This is a genomic window from Pantoea sp. SIMBA_079, assembly GCF_046940275.1.
GTDB lineage: Bacteria > Pseudomonadota > Gammaproteobacteria > Enterobacterales > Enterobacteriaceae > Pantoea > Pantoea borealis.
The window spans coordinates 710,683-729,169 of the sequence record NZ_JAWRYR010000001.1; the positions used below are offsets into that span (position 1 = coordinate 710,683).

The following is an 18,487-nucleotide window of genomic DNA, read 5'->3' on the forward strand; positions in this document are numbered from 1 at the left end:
CTATGCAATTTTCTCATGGCTATTATGACGACAATTCGCTTGTCGCCTCAAGGCGCTGTGCGTTGAATAACGATCTGATCTATTCATCTTACTCTGTCAGTCAGCGAGGCCGCAGCCATGAGCATCACCACGCCAGTTTCCCTTCACTCAAAACAGCCTGATGTGGGCACCACGATTTTTAGCGTGATTGGTCAGCTCTCGGCCCGCCATCAGGCGATTAATCTGTCGCAGGGGGCGCCCAATTTTCCCTGCGATCCGCTGCTGGTGGAGCAGGTGGCGCAGGCGATGCGCGACGGCCACAATCAATACGCGCCGATGACCGGCCTGCCGGCGCTGAAAAATGCGCTGGCGGAAAAAGTGCAGACGCTTTATGGCCAGCATTATGACCCTGACAGTGAAGTGCTGATCACCGGCAGCGCCAGCCAGGGGCTCTATATGGCGATTTCAGCCCTGGTGCACGCAGGCGATGAGGTGATTTTTTTCGAGCCGGCATTTGACAGCTATGCGCCGGTCGTGCGGTTGCAGGGTGCCACACCGGTGGGAATAAAGCTGCAGCAGCCCGATTTTGCCATTAACTGGGAGGCGGTGCGCGCCAGTCTCTCCTCCCGTACCCGCATGATTATCATCAACACACCGCATAATCCGACAGGTCAGGTGCTGACGCCTGCCGATCTCAGCGCGCTGGCGCAGCTGACGCGCAACACCGGCATCATCGTGCTGTCAGATGAGGTGTATGAGCATGTTCTGTTTGACGGTCGGCAGCATTGCGGTATGGCGACGCATCCGGAGCTGGCGCAGCGCAGCGTTATCGTCTCGTCGTTCGGCAAAACCTTTCACGTCACCGGCTGGCGGGTTGGCTACGCGCTGGCACCGGCCGCGATCATGGCAGAAATCGTCAAGATCCATCAGTTCATGATGTATGCGGCAGATACACCCATGCAGGTGGGATTTGCCCGCTACCTCTCGCAGCCGGAACACTATCTGCAGCTTGCTGCGCTCTATCAGGCAAAGCGCGATCGGCTGGCCACGCTGCTGCAGGCGTCACCGTTCAGGCTGCTGCCTGCCAGCGGATCCTTTTTTATGCTGGCGAGCTTTCGCGATTTCAGTGACGAGAGCGACAGCGAAATGGTAAAACGTCTCATCGTTGATTACGGCGTGGCGACCATTCCGCTCTCAGCGTTTTATTCAGATGGCACCGATAACCAATTAATTCGTCTTTCGTTTGCAAAAGATGACGCCACACTTGAGGCGGGCGCGGCTGCGCTCTGTCGGGTTACAGGGTAAAAGAGGACATATAATGAAAAAACTGAACGCGCTGTTTATTGCACTGGGCATGATCACATCGGCACAGACGCTGGCTCAGACCAGTCTGCGCTATGGCGTGGAGTCACAATACCCGCCGTTTGAGAGCCGCAATGCGCACGGTGAGCTGGAAGGCTTTGATATAGAGCTGGGTAACGCCATCTGTAAAACCGGCCATTTCAGCTGCAGCTGGGTGGAGAGCAGCTTCGACGCGCTGATCCCGGCGCTGCAGGCGAAAAAATTTGATGCGATCAACTCCGCCATGAATATCACCGAAGCGCGGGCAAAAAGCATCGATTTCACTAAACCGATATACCGCATCCCCAGCATGCTGATTGTGAAAGCGGGCGAAAAGCTGCAGCCCACCGCGGAGGCGCTGAAAGGCAAATCTGTCGGCGTGCTGCAGGGCTCTATTCAGGAAACCTATGCGAAAAAGCACTGGGAACCTCAGGGGGTTACCGTCACCTCCTATCAGGATCAGAATCAGGTTTATAACGATATGGTCGCCGGTCGTCTGGACGGCACGCTGGTAATGTCCGCTGCCGGGCAGTCCGGCTTTCTCGATAAGCCGCAGGGAAAAGGGTTTGCCTTTGCCGGCGGACCGGTTGAGGATGACGCCATCCTGGGCACCGGCATCGGTTATGGGCTGCGCAAAGGCGACAGCCAGCTGAAAACGGCGCTGGATGAGGCTATCAGCACGGTGCAGGCAGACGGTACCGTGACCCGGCTGGCAGCCAAATACTTCCCCGGCATCGACGTGACCGCCAGTAAACAGCCCTGATGAAGAGGGTGCAGGCGCAATGCCTGCGCCCCGTCAGACCGGTTTAGCAGCCAGCGCGCAGAGCGCTTCCGCGACCTGATACGATTTTACAAACGAAGGGATCGGCAGAAACTCAAAGCGCGAGTGAAAATTATGCGCGCCGGTAAAGAAGTTAGGCGTCAGCAACCCTTTCGCTGACAGAGCAGAGCCATCGGTGCCACCGCGCATCGGGATCACTTTCGGCGTGACGCCAGCCTGCGCCAGCGCGGCAAACAGCAGATCAATCGCGCGGCGATCTTCGCCAATCGCATTGCTGATATTGCTGTAAATATCGCTGATAGTCAGCGAAACTTTGCCGGTGGGATAGCGGGCAGTGATCTGTTCAGCAATCGTCGCCAGCTGCTGTTTCTTCGCGGCAAACCCCTGCAGATCGAAATCACGAATAGAGGCTTTCAGTACCGCCTGACTGGCGTTCGCCTGCATCTCATTAAACCAGATATAGCCTTCACGTCCCTCAGTGTGTTCCGGGGTCGCCTGACGGTCAAAACAGCTGATAAAGTCATGCGCCATCAGCAGCGGATTAACCAGCACTCCTTTGCCTGACATCGGATGCGCCGGCACGCCGGTGAACACCAGTTCAGCGCTGGCCCCGTTGAAGCACTCATAGACCACTTCCCCCAGCTCACAGCAGTCGATGGTCCAGGCAAAATCCACGTTAAAGCGCTGTTCCAGATCCAGCGCTTTTGCACCGCGCAGCCCAATCTCTTCGTCCGGAACAAACGCCACCACCACATCACCGTGCGCGCCCTGCAGATTCGCCATCAGCGTCATCACCACGCTCACCGCTGCTTTGTTGTCTGCGCCCAGCACGCTGGTGCCGTCGCTGAAAATAATCTCCTGGCCGCGGTAAGGCAGGATCTCCGGGTGTTCCGCCACGCGCAGCCAGATTTGCTGCTCAGCATTAAGGCAGAGATCGTCGCCGGTAAACGTCAGCGTCTGCGGGTGAATATCGGGCGAGAGGCCCACATCCACGGTATCGATATGGGTAATAAAACCGATGCGTGGCGCGCCTGGCGTGTTGCCGGGCTTCACGGCGGTTACGGTGGCGTGCGGGTCAATCTCAACCTGCTGCAGCCCCATATCGCGCAACTCCTGTGCCAGCAGTGCAGCCATCTCATGCTGAGAAGGCGTACTGGGCAGGGTAGCGGATTTCGCATCGCTCTGGCTGGAGACCGCCAGATAACGATAAAACCGTTGGGTCAGTTCCCGGGCAAGCTTGTCTGTCATCACAATTCCTTATCAGTAACGGACCGCAGGTGATACGCCTGACGGTGAAAACATGTTATCAATGAAATAAATAGCGATGCAGACCAACATAAGTCAATAAAAAGCGAGAAACAGCATGAAAATGATGATGAGCAAACTGGCGCTGAGCCTGCTGGGTGTGGCTGTAGCGGGCGGTGTGTCAGCGAAGACGCTGGTTTACTGTTCAGAAGGATCGCCGGAAAACTTTAACCCGCAGCTGTATACCTCCGGCACCAGCGTGGATGCCAGCGCCGTGCCGCTGTTTGACCGGCTGGTGGATTTCCGGCCCGGCACCACCGATCTGCAGCCTGCGCTGGCAGAGCGCTGGGAGATCAGCCCCGATGGCCGGGTTTATACTTTCCATCTGCGCAAGGGCGTGAAGTTTCACAGCAACAAGCTCTTCACGCCAGGACGCGACTTCAACGCGGATGACGTAATATTTTCCTTTATGCGGCAGATGGATGCAAAAAATCCCTATCACACGGTCTCTGGCGGCAATTACGCCAACTTTGAGAGCCTGGAGCTGGCAAAACTGATCACCGCCATTGACCGCGTAGATGATTACACCGTGCGTATCACGCTGGCGCATCCGGAAGCGCCTTTTCTCGCCGATCTGGCCTGGTATTTCGCCTCCATTCATTCAGCCGAGTATGCTGACAGGATGCTGAAAGCCGGCACGCCGGAAAAGGTGGATATGCAGCCGATCGGCACCGGCCCGTTTGAGCTGGTGCAGTATCAGAAAGATTCACGCATTCTGTATAAGGCGTTCCCGGCTTACTGGCAGGGCAAAGCGAAACTGGATCGGCTGGTGTTCTCGATCACGCCGGACGCTTCGGTACGTCTGGCGAAGCTGGAGAAGAATGAGTGCCAGGTCATGCCGTTTCCGAATCCGGCCGATCTCGATAAGATGCGCAACAACCCCGACCTGACGCTGGAGCAGAAATCGGGCCTGAACACCGGTTTTCTCTCGTTTAACACGACGAAAGCGCCGCTGGATAATGTGAAAGTGCGCCAGGCGCTGGCAATGGCCATTAATAAACAGGCGATTATTGACGCCATCTTCAAAGGCACCGGCACGGTGGCGAAAAATATTCTGCCGCCGGGCGTCTGGAGCGCCGATCAGCAGCTGAAAGATTACGCATACGATCCGCAACGGGCTAAAGCGCTGCTGCAGGAGGCGGGCATCAAACCCGGCACTGAGATTGCGCTGTGGGCGATGCCGGTGCAGCGCCCCTATAATCCGAACGCGCGGCGCATGGCCGAGATGATTCAGGCTGACTGGGCGCAGGTGGGCATTAAAGCCACCGTCGTCAGCTATGAGTGGGGCGAATATCTCAAACGGGTGAAGGGCGGTGAGCATCAGGCGGCGCTAATGGGATGGACCACCGCCACCGGCGATCCGGACAACTTCTTTGGCCCGCTTTACAGCTGCACTTCAGCAAACGGCGGCTCCAACTCCTCAAAGTGGTGCTATCAGCCGTTTGAAAAGATCATTACCGCCGCGCGGGCAGAGCAGAATCATGACCGGCGCGTGGCGCTCTATCAGGAAGCGCAGCAGATGATGCATGACCAGATGCCGGCGGTAATGATCGCTCACTCAACGATTTTTGAACCGGTGCGCAAGTCGGTCAGCGGCTATCAGGTCGATCCGTTTGGCAAGCACAACTTCTATCCGGTCGATATCAAGCAGTAAGCGCGGGATCGTCTGCGCTCAGCTGCTGCTGAAGAAAAGTCAGGAACAGAGACAGGGCGGCGCTGCGGGGCCGCCCTGACTGTGCCTGCAGCTGAAGCGTACGCTGGCTGAGCTGCTCGATATTGATACTCCGCAGGGCCAGCTGATGCCGCCCGGTCTGGCCGCGCACGGTAAACGCGCTGCAGATGGTCACCGCCTGCGGCGTCTGCAGCAGAAAGTTAAACAGCGCTGAGAAGTTGTCGCAGGTTAACACCGGTTCAATCAGCTGGCCGCTCATATGACTCGCCAGTTCAAACAGCTGGCGTACGGTGGTGTTTTGCTGCGGCAGCGCCAGCGGATAGTGGCTGAGCTGCGCCAGCGTAATAGCCGGTGCTGCAGCCAGCGGGTGCTGCTGCTGCATCAGCAGCAATACCGGCGCAGGCCAGGAGCCGATAACCTCCACCCCCTGTTCAGCACGCAGACTGAACTGCAGCGCGATATCGCATGCCCCCTGACGCAGCTGCTCTGCCACGCCCTGGGCGTCTGCCACCTGTACCTCAAACAGCGTTGCGGGATACTCGGCACGAAAGGCGGCGATCAGCGCCGGCAGCAGGCTGAACGCCAGTCCATCGGTACAGGCGACACGGATCAGCGTGCGACGTATAGCGCGTAATCCGTTGATTTCTGCCAGGGCATACTCCATATCGAGCTGCGTTTTGCGAACGTGATGCGCAAAAATTTCGCCTGCCTCTGTCAGTACCATCCCGCGCGCGTGACGCTGAAACAGTGGCGTGCCTACTTCTGCTTCCAGCCGCTGTATCTGCCGGCTGATGGCAGATACAGCCACATAGAGCTGCGCGCTGGCGGCGCTGAGCGATCCTTCCCGGGCAACCATCAGAAAATAGCGGAGTTCAGTGCTTAACATCAACGTGCCTCATGATAGTGCATGCCTCAGAAACGGGCAGGCAGGCGTTGCTCTGAAAGCAAAGCATACTCGATAAATTGATCATTGTGGCAAAGCAGTCATTTCGTAAAGATGTCAGCACAATAATACAAAACAGAGATGCAAACATGACACGAGATCGGGCGATATCCGCCGCGCTGCGCTATTTCGACAGCGGTGAGTTTCAGCAGCTGCTGGCAAGACGCGTGGCGCTGCGTACGGAGAGTCAGCGGCCGGATCGTGCGCCGCAGCTGGCGCATTATTTGCGCGAGGAGATAGGCCCGCAGCTGAGCGCCCTGGGCTTTGAGCTGCACTTTATCGCGAATCCGCTGGCAGACAAGCCGCCGTTCCTGGTAGCCGTACGTATGGAAGATGCAGCGCTGCCCACGCTGCTGAGCTATGGCCATGGTGATGTGGTCTTTGGTGACGACGAAAACTGGCGTGCCGGTCTGGAGCCGTGGCAGCTGACGGCTGAAGGTGAACGCTGGTATGCGCGCGGCAGCGCCGATAATAAAGGCCAGCACTGCATTAATCTGGCGGCGCTGGAGCAGGTATGGCAGGCACGCGGCGGGCGGCTCGGCTTTAACTGCAAGCTGCTGTTTGAAATGGGTGAGGAGATCAGCTCACCCGGGCTGGCGGAGCTGTGCCGGGAACAGGCTGCGCTGCTGAAAGCCGATCTGTTTATCGCGTCAGACGGACCGCGCGTCAGCGCACCCCGTCCGACGCTGTTTCTCGGTTCACGCGGCGCGGTGAACTTTCGCCTCACCCTTAACGCACGCGAAAACGCCTGCCACTCCGGTAACTGGGGCGGGTTGCTGAGTAACCCTGGCACCCGACTGGCCCATGCGATTGCCGCGCTGATCGGCGCCAGAGGCGAACTGCAGGTCGCCGCGCTGAAGCCTGATTCGCTGACGCCAGAAGTGCGTGCGATCCTGAGCAGCATCCGCGTGGGCGGCATGCCGGGCGATCCGGCGCTGGCGCGCGACTGGGGGGAACCGGGGCTGACGCCTGCCGAGCGCCTCTATGGCTGGAACACGATGGAGGTGCTGACCTTTATCACCGGCAACCCGGCGCGGCCGATGAATGCCATTCCCGCCAGCGCCACTGCGGTGTGCCAGCTGCGCTTCGTGGTGGGTACCGACTGGCAGCGGCTGGGGGAGCACGTGACTGCCCATCTCGCCGCCGCCGGATTTACCGACGTTGAGGTTGAGGTGCTGCACGGATCGCCTGCTACCCGGTTTGATCCGACCGATCCGCTGGTGGAGTGGGTGCTGGACACGATGGCGACGCTGTGTGAACAGCCTCCGGCATTGCTGCCGAACCTGGGCGGATCGCTGCCCAATGATGTGTTTGCAGATATTCTGGGTTTGCCGACGCTCTGGGTGCCGCACTCCTATCCGGCCTGCGGACAGCATGGCGTCAATGAGCATCTGCTGACGCCGGTCGCGCGTGAAGGGTTGCAGATCATGACCGCGCTGCTGTGGGATCTGGGCGAGCGGGGCGACGCACTCATCGCCCGGCATCGTGCCAGAGCAGGAGAAGCGCAATGAGCAGCCTGAACCCGGCCGTAACGCTTGCGGAGAGCAAACCTGCGCTGCATAAAACGCTGTTTGCCACCTGCATCGGCAATGCACTGGAGTGGTTTGATATTGCGGTGTATGGATTTTTTGCGAGCTATATCGCCCATACCTTTTTTCCGGTCAGCGATCCGGCGGTTTCGCTGCTGCTGACCTTTGGCAGTTTTGGCGTCTCCTTTCTGATCCGCCCGCTGGGGGCAATCGTGCTGGGTAACTACGCCGATCGTCACGGACGCAAGCGGGCGCTGCTGCTCTCAATTAATCTGATGATGCTGGGCGGGGCGATCATTACTTTTATGCCGGGCTACGCGCACATCGGGTTGCTGGCCCCGCTGCTGATCCTGGCCGCGCGGCTGATTCAGGGGTTTTCAGCTGGCGGCGAATTTGGCAGCTCAACGGCCTTTCTGGTTGAGCACTATCCTGAGCGTAAAGCCTTTATCGCCAGCTGGCAGTTCGCAACCCAGGGAGCCAGTACGCTGATGGCCTCGGCGTTTGGTCTGGGTCTGACGCAGCTGCTGACCGAAAGTGAAATGCAGGCGTGGGGCTGGCGTATTCCGTTTGCCTTTGGGCTGCTGATTGGCCCGCTGGGCCTTTATATCCGACGCCATGTGCATGAACCCGCAAGCTTTGCGGACCGCCCGCCGGAGCCCGCACCGCTGAAACGCCTGTTCGGGCGTCAGAAGCAGCTGATGCTGCTGGCCATTGGCCTGATGGTGATCTCAACTGCGGTCAACTACATGCTGAACTATGTGCCGACCTGGGCGACGAAAAATCTGCATCTGTCAGGCACCGTGGCCTTCACCGCTACGCTGCTGGGCGGGGTGATCCTGACGCTGATGACACCGCTGATGGGGCTATGGGCCGAGCGCATTGGCCGGGCGCCGCTGATGTGGGGATCGCTGATACTGTTAATGGTCACTATCTGGCCGGCGTTCCGGCTGTTAGCGAACCATACCACGCCGGTCACGCTGATTCTGCTGGTCTGCTGGATGGCGCTGCTGAAGTCGGTCTACTTCTCTGTGGTGCCCTCGGTGATGGCCGATCTCTTTCCTGCGGGCACGCGCGCCAGCGGTATGGCGATCAGCTATAACATTGCCGTTACGGTTTTTGGCGGCTTCGCGCCCCTGATCTGTACTTTGCTGATCAGCTGGACGGGAACCAGCCTGGCACCGGGCTATTATCTGATGGCGATGTCGCTGCTGAGCGGGGCAGCCTTACTCTTCAGCCAGAAGCATATACGTTAACGCCGTTGCCACATTTTTGCCTGGCTTTGCCCGCGGCGCCGCAGTGTCGTTTACGATCCCGGCATGGCTGCGCCGCTGGCGATAAACCAGGCCAGAAACGTTACGCCGGCAACGATAATAGCAATGGGAAACAGTAAACCAATCTTCATAGCCAATCCTTATTAAGCGAGCCTGAACAGCGCGCGATGCGTTTTCATTATGCTGAACAGTTCAAACTGCGTGGCACCCGCGATCTGCCGCAGGCGATCGCCTTTATAGTAATCAATGTGCTGAATGTGCCCGAGCTGACGCCAGACCACAATCGCAGATGCCAGCAGCGCACAGTTCTCTTCGTTCTGAAGGCAATCAACCGTTGCATAGCGGGTGTCATCCAGCGTATTGATAAAAACGCTCAGCGCAGCGGCTGGCACAATCGCCCGGATATCGTCCAGCATGACCTGGCTGACGGCGCGCGACAGAATCAGCGTTAATCGTTTACTGTTCATAACAGTCCCTGCGAAGAGTGTCAGCCCGATTATAAAGGGCAAAACGGACAGGATGCGAGGCGTGATGTGTATAAAAGCGGGATCCGGCAGCGTGCGTCCCTGCTGCTGCCGGTCAGTCAGCTAGCCATTTGAGCGTAACTGCGGATAGCGGCGGAAAATCGCCACGCACCAGAACAGCGAGAAGAGCCCTATCAGCGCTCCGACGTTGCCCACATCCGAAAGCTGCAGATGCTGGCTGACCTGGCTGCCGAGCAGCGCACCGGCTCCGATACCGATATTATAAATTCCGGAGAAGAGCGACATCGCGACATCAGTGGCGTCCGGGGCCAGTGACAACACGCGAACCTGCATCGCCAGACCGATCATCATCATCGCCATGCCCCAGATAATACAGAGGGTAATAATGGCGGTCGGGCGCACCGCAGCAAAGATCAGCAGCCCCATACACAGCGTGATCAGCGCAATGGCAGCGATTAACAGCGCGGAGGGGAAGCGGTTACCCAGCGTACTGAACAGAATACTGCCGAGAATACCCGCAGAGCCGAACAGCAGCAGCAGCAGGGTGGTAAAATTGGCATCTGCGTTCGCCACGACCTGCATAAAGGGCTCAATATAGCTGTAAGCGGTGTAATGTGCCGTGACCACCAGCGTTACCAGCAGATACATCGTGACCAGCGCCGGACGGCGGAACAGCATTGGCACGCTGCTGAGTGAGCCGGTATGTTCGCTTGGCAGACGCGGTAATACGCGCACCAGCAGGATCATCAGCACCAGCGCCGAGAGGCCAATCATGCCAAATGTTGTGCGCCAGCCGAGGTACTGTCCGATCACGCGCCCGATGGGAACCCCCAGCACCATTGCCAGTGCGGTTCCGGTCGCAAGCATACTGAGCGCCTGCGTTTTCTTACCTGCCGGGGCCACCCGGATGGCAAGCGAGGCGGTGATCGACCAGAACACAGCGTGCGACAGCGCAATGCCGATACGGGAAACCACCAGAGAGCGGAAGTCCCATGCAAATGCAGAAAGCACATGGCTGCCGGTAAAGAGAATAAACAGAACCGCCAGCAGCAGACGCCGCTCAACGTTACGCGTCAGCAGCATCAGCGGCAGGGACAGCAGCGCCACTACCCAGGCATAAATGGTAAGCATGATACCCACATCGGCCGTTTTCATCGAAAAGCTTGCTGCAATATCGGAAAGCAGGCCCACCGGGACAAATTCAGTGGTGTTAAAGACAAACGCCGCAATGGCCAGCAGGACAACGCGTAGCCAGGCTGTTTTACGGGAAACGGTAGAAGTTTGCATGAAGTTCAAATTAGTCAGACAGCAGGTTAACGGGAGCAGAGACGCCTCGAAGGTGATCTGCGTCACAAATTAACTCTATTGTGGCTGATGAACCGGCAGATGGAAACCTGCTAAGGCTTTTTTATTCCTCTGTTTATAACCGGCATCAGCCGCAGGCGGGAAAGCGAGTGTGGCGCAGGGCTGCCAGAGCGACGGCATAACGCTCTTTTCATGGCAGCATCACTTCAGACCAGAATTATCAGAGTCACACCATATGTTTCAGGGCCACGCTATTGCAGTGATTCAGGTTTTTTTTTACGCCCACCGGACAGCACTGCTCGCAGCCCATGGCGCCCGGGTAAAATTTACGCGCCTGCTGAATGGCGGCGTTCGGGGCATAAAAGGTGCCAAGAAAGCGCCGGGCAGGGTCGGCTGGCAGGAACGGGCAGCCTTTTGCGTGCACCACATGATTGTCGTTATAACCGGCATGTTTATCGACATAATAAAAAAGCGCCATTAACCACCTCATTGCTGTAAAAAAAAACGTCTTACTATTATTGGAATAGAAAAGATTATAACGATGAATTGCAGTTTTGTTTCAGGTGGACCTGGAGAAAGGCGGTAAAAACGGAGCCGGGACGCTTCGCCCGGCTATAAAAGCGGATCAGAGACGGCGACGCAACAGCAGATAGCCGGTGAGCAGCGCCAGAAGTAATAGCAGCGTAATAAACAGCGTGACGCCCGGCCAGCCGTAACGGTGCCAGAACAGGCCGCCGGCCGTACCGGCCAGACTGGATCCCGCATAGTAGCTGAACAGATAAAGCGAAGAGGCCTGGCCTCTGGCGCGCCGGGCGCGCGTGCCCACCCAGCCGCTGGCCACGGCGTGTGCGGCAAAAAAACCGGCGGTAAAGAGCATCATACCAGGAATGATTATCCATAAGGCGGGTGCCAGCGTCAGCAGCAGCCCGGCCAGCATAATGGCAATAGCGCTCAGCATGACCGGCCCGCGCCCAAAGCGGCTGGTCATGGCCCCTGCTTTGGGGGAACTCCAGGAGCCGGTGAGATAAACCAGCGACAGTAATCCCACTACCGCCTGGCTGAGAGCCCACGGTGCTCCCAGCAGCCTGTAGCCAATATAGTTAAACAGGGTGACAAACGCGCCCATCAGCAGAAACGCTTCTGCAAACAGCAGCGGCAGCCCGCCGTCGCGCCAGTGCAGGCGGAAGTTGATCATCAGATGACGCGGACGGAGCGAGGCGGGGCGAAAGTGACGTGAAGCGGGCAGGATTTTCCAGAACATCAGTGCCGCCGCCAGCGAGCAGCAACCCACGACACCAATGGCGATACGCCATGAAAAAAAATCGGTGATGACCCCGGTGAGCAGGCGCCCGCTCATGCCGCCAATAGAGTTACCGCTGATATAGAGCCCCATAGAAAAAGCCACCACCCGGGGGTGCATCTCTTCACTGAGGTAAGTCATACCGACGGCGGCCACGCCGCTGAGCGACAGGCCGATCAGCGCACGCATCAGCAGAATGGCGTGCCAGCTGTGCATCATGGCCGATAACAGCGTACATAACGCCCCCAGCATCAGCGCCGTCACCATTACCGGCTTACGGCCGATAGCGTCTGATAGCGGACCGGTAAACAGCAGACCCAGCGCCATTAAACCGGTAGAGAGCGACAGCGAAATACTGCTTTGTGCCGGCGTGATGCCGAATTGCTGAGACAGAACTGGCAGAATAGGCTGAACACAATAGAGCAGCGCAAAGGTGGCCAGGCCGGCAGAAAACAGCGCCAGCGTTACCGGCAGGAACTGCGGCGATTCACGCCCGATGCGGGAGGTGGCGGCGCCGGCAGTGAAATCGGGATTGTCACGCACGAACAGCGAGGTAAGGCGGCTCACAGGGTGTCCTTGTTCAGAGAGAATACCTTACTGTAAGAAGCGGTGAATGAGATGTACAATATATTAATCATCTCAACTGATATGTTAAAAATATGAATATTGAGCTGCGTCACCTGCGTTATTTTATCGCTGTTGCTGAAGAGCTGCATTTTGGCCGCGCGGCACGACGTCTCAATATTTCTCAGCCACCGCTCAGCCAGCAGATCCAGCAGCTGGAGCAGAGCATTCAGGCCCGTCTGCTGGTGCGCACCAATCGCAGCGTACAGCTGACGCCCGCCGGTGCCGCTTTCCTGCAGGATGCGCGCGCTATTCTGCTGCAGGTGAACCAGAGTGCGGACCGGGCTGCACGCATCCATCAGGGCCAGCAGGGCGAGCTGCGCATCGGTTTTACCTCATCCGCGCCTTTTACCGGGCTGGTTTCAGACGCGCTGTTTCGTTTTCGCCAGCGCTGGCCGGAAGTGCATATTCATATGCAGGAGTACAACACCCGCCAGCAGCTGACGCCGCTGCTTGATGGCCAGCTCGATCTCGGTGTCATGCGTAATACGCCGCTGCCGGCAGATCTGCATTACCAGCTGCTGCTGCGCGAGCCATTGTATGCCGTGATGCACCGCGATCATGCGCTGGCGAAACACCGCAGTCTCTCCGTTCGCGCCCTGGCCGGGGAGCCGTTTATTTTCTTTGACGCGCAAAGCGGTACGGCGCTCTACGGTGACATTCTGGCGCTGCTGCATCGCTATCACGTCAGTCCGGTTGTTACGCAGGAGGCCGGTGAGGCGATGACAATTCTGGGCCTGGTCGCAACCGGGCTGGGGATCTCTGTCTTGCCCGCCGCTTTTGCCCGGGCCCGTCTGGCCGATCTGGTCTGGATCCCGCTGGAGGAGCATGATGCGCGTTCGGAAGTCTGGCTGGTCTGGCCGGCGCTGCGGGAACCCTCCGCGCAGATGCGCAATATGCAGGCGCTGATGCTGGAAAACGCTGAAATCTGACGCAATGCCGGCAGACTGGTTATGGCAATCTGTGCGACCAGTCACATTTTCAGCCAAATAGTTAACGCTCTCCGGCAAAGTACCTCACCATAGCGAATGTTTATTTAGAAGCGCGAAAATATCCGGGAGCAGGGTGTGAATCGGGAGAGTCAGCCGGGTCATATTGACCACATCAAACAGACTAATGCAGGCGTAGTCTATCGTCTGATTGACCAGTATGGGCCGATATCACGTATTGAACTCTCGAAGCGGGCGCAGCTGGCTCCCGCCAGCATCACCAAAATTGTACGTGAAATGCTGGATGCGCATCTGGTACAGGAAACGGAGTTTCAGGAGCCAGGCAGTCGCGGCCGCCCGGCGATCGGCCTCGTACTGGATACGCTGGCGTGGCACTACCTGGCGATACGCATTCAGCCCGGCGTGGTGACGCTGACGCTGCGCGATTTAAGCAGCCGTGCGCTGGAAGAGGATCGTCTGCCGCTGCCCGTGGTCTCTGACGTGCCGCTGCTGCAGACGCTGCAGACGCTGGTGGATGCGTTCTTTATCCGTCATCAGCAGCGGCTGGAGCGTCTGACGGCTATCGCTATCACGGCCCCTGGTCTGATTAATGCGGCTTCCGGCGTGGTCCATCGCATGCCGGGCTATGACGTACAGGATATGCCGCTTGGTGAAACGCTGGCGCAGCGCTCCGGCCTGCCGGTGTTTGTGCAGCATGACATTTCAGCGTGGACGCTGGCAGAGGCGCTGTTTGGCGCGTCGCGCGGCGCGCAGGATGTCATTCAGATTGTGATTGATGAGACCGTAGGCGCAGGCGTTATCAGCGGCGGTCAGCTGCTGCACAAAAGCGGTCGGGCGCTGGTAGAGATAGGGCATACGCAGATCGATCCGTGGGGCCAGCAGTGCTACTGCGGCAACCACGGCTGTCTGGAGACGGTAGCCAGCACCGCCAGCCTGCTGCAGCTGGTCCGGCAGCGACTCGCTCTGCAGTCTGACAGCCCGCTGCATCAGCAGCCGCTGACGCTGGAAAACCTCTGCCGTGCTGCGCAGCAGGGAGACCGGCTGGCACATGATGCGATTGCCGGCGTCGGCCATCACGTCGGACGCATGCTGGCGATGATGGTGAATATTTTCAACCCGCAAAAAATTCTTATCGGTTCACCACTCAATCAGGCCGCAGATGTCCTTTTTCCTGCCGTAAGCAGCACTATCCGCCAGCAGGCGCTGCCCGCTTACAGCCGCGATCTTGAGCTGGTGCCTGCGTTAATGGACGATCCCGGTACGCTGGGAGCTGCAGCGCTCATCAAAGATGCTCTTTATAACGGTCATCTGCTGATCAAACTGCTGCAGGGATAACTGCAGCTCACCTTAAGTTTGCGCTAACGCAAACTGCCTGCTGCGTCAATTATCTACACTGCCTTCTTCGCAGGCTACCCATGCTGCTTACTGGAAGGAGTGGAACAGGTGAACACGTTATTTGTCACGGCTACGGATACCGGAGCAGGAAAAACGGTCGTTGCATGCGCGCTGCTGCAATCGCTGGCGCAGGCAAACATCTGCGCCGCAGGTTTTAAACCTGTGGCAAAAGAGGCGCGCGCCACGCCGGAAGGATTGCGTAACCGCGATGCAGAACTGCTGCAGCAGGCGTCAGGGCTGACGCTGAGCTATCCGGCTGTTAATCCGGTTATACTGACGGAAAATGAGGCCGGCGCGGGCACCCTGCAGCCCGTCGACTACGCATTGCTTGACCGGCGTCTGGCAGAGCTGCAGGCGCAGGCCGGATATGTGATCGTTGAGGGCACAGGCGGCTGGCGCAGCCTGATGAACGATCGGCAGCCACTCGCCGGCTGGGTACAGCAACAGCAGCTGCCGGTCGTGCTGGTCGTAGGGATCAAAACGGGGTGCATCAATCATGCGCTGCTGACGGCGGAGGCGATTGTGCATGACGGGCTGATGCTGGCAGGCTGGGTCGCAAACCGTATTAATCCGGGCCTTGCCCATTATGCTGAGATTGTCAGCGTGCTGAGCGACCGGCTCAATGCGCCGCTACTGGGAGAGCTGCCTTATCTCCCGCGCGCTGAACAGCGCGATCTGACCCGTTATATCAATCCCGGCGCGTTAATCGGGCCGTCGGTGCACTCAGCCAGCGCACACAGCGCCGCCGTATAAAACAACATGCGTATCCAGCTCTGCAGACTCTCCCTGCTGCGTCTGCTTCTGCCGGCAAATTTGCAGCGGGCAGAAGGGCGGAACAGGGCGCGTGCGCCGGTTCAGGCGCACGCCACGTCAGGGATTAAGGCGGCGGCGGGTCCGGCCTGAACTAAGATAGTCTGCGATATAATCCTGTGAGATTTCGCCGCTGTAGCGGCCATTCTCATCGACAATCGGCATCCAGACGGTGTTGTGCTCATACAGTTTTGACAGCACCACGCGCAGGTTCTCTTCAGCTTTGCCAGTGACGCGAAAGTGGTGCAGCCTCTCCCCGCAGTGGCCGGCAGCACCGCGCGCCTCGCGACGCTTCACAAAGCCAAGCGGCCTGTCATCCTCATCGACCACGGTGACTGAACGCATATCGTTGTCATCCATGGTGGTAAATGCCTCCATAAGCGGCGTGCTGCGGCGTACGGTAATGGCAGGCTGCTGGTCGGTAACGTCGCCTGCCTGTACCAGCAGCAGGCGTTTAAGGGTGCGATCCTGACCGACAAAGGATCCGACAAAGTCGTTTGCGGGTTTTGCCAGCAGCTCATCCGGGCTGGCGCACTGCACGATTTTTCCCTGACCAAATACCGCAATGCGATCGCCGAGCTTTAACGCTTCATCGATATCGTGGCTGACCAGCATGACCGTTTTTTTCAGCTGGCGCTGCATCTCAAGAAACTCATTCTGGATCGCTTCGCGGTTTATCGGGTCGACGGCGCCAAAAGGCTCATCCATCAGCAGCACCGGTGGATCGGCAGCCAGTGCCCGGATAACGCCAATGCGCTGCTGCTGACCGCCGGACATTTCACGCGGGTAGCGATGTAAAAACTTAGTCGGATCCAGCGCCACCATGCTCATCAGCTCCGTGGCTCTTTCACGGCAGCGCTTTTTATCCCAGCCCAGCATGCGGGGCACCACCGTAATATTCTCCTCAATCGTCATGTTCGGAAACAGGCCAATCTGCTGGATCACATAGCCGATATTGCGGCGCAGCGTTACCGTATCCTGGCCGCTGGTATCCTCTCCGTTGATATAAATCCGGCCGCCGCTGGCCGGTATCAGCCGGTTAATCATCTTCAGCGTGGTGGTTTTGCCGCAGCCGGAAGGGCCGAGCAGCACGCACATTTCGCCTGCCGGTACATGCAGGCTGACGTTATCTACCGCATTAAAGGCCGTGCCATTTTTCTGCGTAAAAGTTTTCGTCAGGTTTTCCAGTTTAATCATTCGCGAATCCCCCTCGGGGTCAGTGCCAGCTGCAGCCGGTGCAGCAGCCAGTCAAGAAAGATAGCCAGCAGGCAGATCATCAGCGCGCCGGCAATAAGCATGCGTACATCGCTACCGCCGATGCCATCCAGCAGCTGCAGTCCGAGACCGCCTGCACCGATAACGGCGGCGATCGCCATAACGCCGACGTTCATCACCACCGCCGTGCGGATGCCGCCAAAAATCACCGGCAGCGCCATCGGGATCTCTACCCAGCGCAGCCGCTGCCAGAACGTCATACCAATGCCGCGTCCCGCTTCGCGCAGTCCGGAGGGCAGGTTCTCCAGCGCCGTATGGGTGTTACGCACAATAGGCAGCAGCGAATAGAGAAACACAGCCGTAATCGCAGGCAGGGCGCCGATGCCCTGGCCGATCAGTGAAAAAAGCGGGATCATTAGCCCGAACAGCGCGATGGTAGGGATAGTCAGCACAATAGTGGCAATGCCCAGCACCGGCGTCGCCAGCCATTTAACGCGTACAATCAAAATGCCCAGCGGCACGCCAGCGAGGATGGCAAAGCCAACCGCCACAAGCACCAGCCAGGTGTGCTGCCACGTCAGGCCCAGCAGCATCTGCCAGTTGTCAGTGATGTAATAGAGGGTATCCATGGTGTCTCCTTACAGCATGTTACGGGTCTGGAGGAAATCGCGGGCAACCTGAGCGGGTGACTGATGATCGATATCCACCCGCTTGTTCATTTCTGAAATAGCGTCATCAGTAATCAATGCTGACAGCTGATTCAGCGCTTTCTCCAGGCCAGGATGTGCAGCGAGCACCTCTTTACGCACCACTGGCGTGACGTTGTAACTGGGGAAGAAGTGCTTATCATCTTTTAATACCAGCAGGTCAAAGCCTTTGACGCGGCCATCGGTGGTATAGATCAGGCCGGCGTCCACAAACCCGTCACGCACCGCGTTATAGACCAGTCCGGGATCCATCTGGCGGATTTGCGGGCGATCGAGCGGCAGTTGATAAACTTTTTGCAGCGGCTTCAGGCCATCGGAGCGGCCCGCAAATTCCAGATCCAGCCCCAGCCGCCAGTTATGCTCCGGATCGTTCCTGCGCACCTGTTCCATTTTGCTGACCAGCTGCGACAGGGTGGTAATACCCTCCTGCTCTGCGCGACGTCGCTGCATGGCGAAAGCGTAGGTATTGTTCATGGGTGCCGGTTTAAGCCAGACCAGCCCCTGTTTTGCATCGAGCTTTTTCACTGTCGCCCACGCCTGCTCAGGGGACATGGGCTTACTGATGTGGTTAAAAATAATGAGCGAGGTGCCGGTATATTCCCATGTCATATCAATCTGTTTATTGATCATGGCATTACGGCTGATGGTGGTGGCAATATTGGTCTTTGGGATGATCTTAAATCCGTTTTTCTGCAGCCATAAAACGGTCAGGGCAGACAAAATATGTTGTTCAGTAAAGCTTTTGGTGGAGAGCGTAACGGGCGCAGCAGCCATTGCTGACTGAGTCAGCAGCAGCGCAGTGCTCAGCGCCAGCACAGCATCGCGCAGCCAGCGGGAAAGCGGCCTGGTGAGGATCATCAAAACGTGCTCCATGG

At 58.1% G+C, this 18,487-nt stretch carries 18 protein-coding genes; 8 read left to right on the plus strand and 10 right to left on the minus strand.

Features of this window, described 5'->3' with window-relative positions; translation table 11 throughout:
* Window positions 1-117 precede the first annotated feature (117 nt).
* Together SB719_RS03490 and SB719_RS03495 are read left to right on the plus strand one after the other, a co-directional pair.
* Window positions 118-1,284: a methionine aminotransferase gene (locus SB719_RS03490; protein WP_065649328.1), complete on the plus strand. Its 1,167-nt coding sequence runs from the start codon at window positions 118-120 to the stop codon at window positions 1,282-1,284.
* Window positions 1,285-1,297: 13 nt separating this feature from the next.
* Window positions 1,298-2,083: a transporter substrate-binding domain-containing protein gene (locus SB719_RS03495; RefSeq protein ID WP_412158888.1), complete on the plus strand. Its 786-nt coding sequence runs from the start codon at window positions 1,298-1,300 to the stop codon at window positions 2,081-2,083.
* A gap of 33 nt (window positions 2,084-2,116) precedes the next feature.
* Here SB719_RS03495 and pepT read toward each other — a convergent pair whose 3' ends face one another.
* A complete protein-coding gene (gene pepT, locus SB719_RS03500) occupies window positions 2,117-3,349 on the minus strand; it encodes a peptidase T (RefSeq protein WP_412158889.1) in 1,233 nt (410 codons plus the stop codon).
* 124 nt (window positions 3,350-3,473) lie between these two features.
* Between pepT and SB719_RS03505 the strand changes: the two genes are divergently transcribed.
* Window positions 3,474-5,060, plus strand: a complete 1,587-nt coding sequence (locus SB719_RS03505; protein ID WP_412158914.1) for an ABC transporter substrate-binding protein — start codon at window positions 3,474-3,476, stop codon at window positions 5,058-5,060.
* Here the strand turns inward: SB719_RS03505 and SB719_RS03510 are convergent.
* Entirely contained in the window at window positions 5,050-5,964 is a 915-nt protein-coding gene (locus tag SB719_RS03510) for a LysR family transcriptional regulator (protein ID WP_293005297.1), read from the minus strand. The two genes, SB719_RS03505 and SB719_RS03510, sit on opposite strands and share 11 nt — an antisense overlap.
* Window positions 5,965-6,110: 146 nt before the next feature.
* On the opposite strand from SB719_RS03510, the gene SB719_RS03515 reads away from it, so the two are divergent.
* Together SB719_RS03515 and SB719_RS03520 are read left to right on the plus strand one after the other, a co-directional pair.
* The gene (locus tag SB719_RS03515) at window positions 6,111-7,532 is read left to right on the plus strand and encodes a M20 family metallopeptidase (RefSeq protein WP_304231848.1); all 1,422 of its coding nucleotides are present in this window, start codon (window positions 6,111-6,113) and stop codon (window positions 7,530-7,532) included.
* On the plus strand, window positions 7,529-8,803 hold the full coding sequence (locus SB719_RS03520) for an MFS transporter (protein WP_065649333.1): 1,275 nt from the start codon (window positions 7,529-7,531) through the stop codon (window positions 8,801-8,803). The genes SB719_RS03515 and SB719_RS03520 overlap by 4 nt, the downstream gene beginning before the upstream one ends.
* 50 nt (window positions 8,804-8,853) lie before the next feature.
* On the opposite strand, the gene SB719_RS03525 is transcribed toward SB719_RS03520, so the two are convergent.
* From SB719_RS03525 to SB719_RS03545, 5 genes are all read right to left on the minus strand, one after another.
* Entirely contained in the window at window positions 8,854-8,952 is a 99-nt protein-coding gene (locus SB719_RS03525) for a YoaK family small membrane protein (protein ID WP_139074195.1), read from the minus strand.
* Between the two features lie 12 nt (window positions 8,953-8,964).
* Window positions 8,965-9,288, minus strand: a complete 324-nt coding sequence (locus tag SB719_RS03530) for a hypothetical protein (protein ID WP_314688640.1) — start codon at window positions 9,286-9,288, stop codon at window positions 8,965-8,967.
* 120 nt (window positions 9,289-9,408) lie between these two features.
* Window positions 9,409-10,593, minus strand: a complete 1,185-nt coding sequence (locus tag SB719_RS03535; RefSeq protein ID WP_293005291.1) for a sugar transporter — start codon at window positions 10,591-10,593, stop codon at window positions 9,409-9,411.
* Window positions 10,594-10,837: 244 nt separating this feature from the next.
* Window positions 10,838-11,089 (minus strand): hypothetical protein, encoded by a 252-nt coding sequence (locus SB719_RS03540; protein WP_065649335.1) that lies wholly within the window; start codon window positions 11,087-11,089, stop codon window positions 10,838-10,840.
* Window positions 11,090-11,236: 147 nt separating this feature from the next.
* On the minus strand, window positions 11,237-12,478 hold the full coding sequence (locus SB719_RS03545) for an MFS transporter (protein WP_412158890.1): 1,242 nt from the start codon (window positions 12,476-12,478) through the stop codon (window positions 11,237-11,239).
* Window positions 12,479-12,570: 92 nt separating this feature from the next.
* Here SB719_RS03545 and SB719_RS03550 point away from each other — a divergent pair, with 92 nt between their 5' ends.
* From SB719_RS03550 to bioD, 3 genes are all read left to right on the plus strand, one after another.
* Entirely contained in the window at window positions 12,571-13,467 is an 897-nt protein-coding gene (locus SB719_RS03550; protein ID WP_065649337.1) for a LysR family transcriptional regulator, read from the plus strand.
* Window positions 13,468-13,602: 135 nt separating this feature from the next.
* Entirely contained in the window at window positions 13,603-14,820 is a 1,218-nt protein-coding gene (locus SB719_RS03555) for an ROK family transcriptional regulator (protein WP_065649338.1), read from the plus strand.
* A 108-nt stretch (window positions 14,821-14,928) separates the two neighbouring features.
* Window positions 14,929-15,633, plus strand: coding sequence for a dethiobiotin synthase (gene bioD, locus SB719_RS03560; RefSeq protein WP_304231856.1), 705 nt, complete (start codon window positions 14,929-14,931; stop codon window positions 15,631-15,633).
* Between the two features lie 117 nt (window positions 15,634-15,750).
* Here the strand turns inward: bioD and osmV are convergent, their stop codons facing one another.
* From osmV to SB719_RS03575, 3 genes are read right to left on the minus strand one after another with little or no spacing between them, the layout of a single operon-like run.
* Entirely contained in the window at window positions 15,751-16,887 is a 1,137-nt protein-coding gene (gene osmV, locus SB719_RS03565) for an osmoprotectant ABC transporter ATP-binding protein OsmV (protein WP_065649340.1), read from the minus strand.
* Window positions 16,884-17,534, minus strand: coding sequence for an osmoprotectant ABC transporter permease OsmW (gene osmW / locus SB719_RS03570; protein ID WP_304231859.1), 651 nt, complete (start codon window positions 17,532-17,534; stop codon window positions 16,884-16,886). Before osmW ends, osmV begins: the two co-directional genes overlap by 4 nt.
* A gap of 9 nt (window positions 17,535-17,543) precedes the next feature.
* The gene (locus SB719_RS03575; protein WP_412158915.1) at window positions 17,544-18,470 is read right to left on the minus strand and encodes a glycine betaine ABC transporter substrate-binding protein; all 927 of its coding nucleotides are present in this window, start codon (window positions 18,468-18,470) and stop codon (window positions 17,544-17,546) included.
* Window positions 18,471-18,487: the final 17 nt, after the last annotated feature.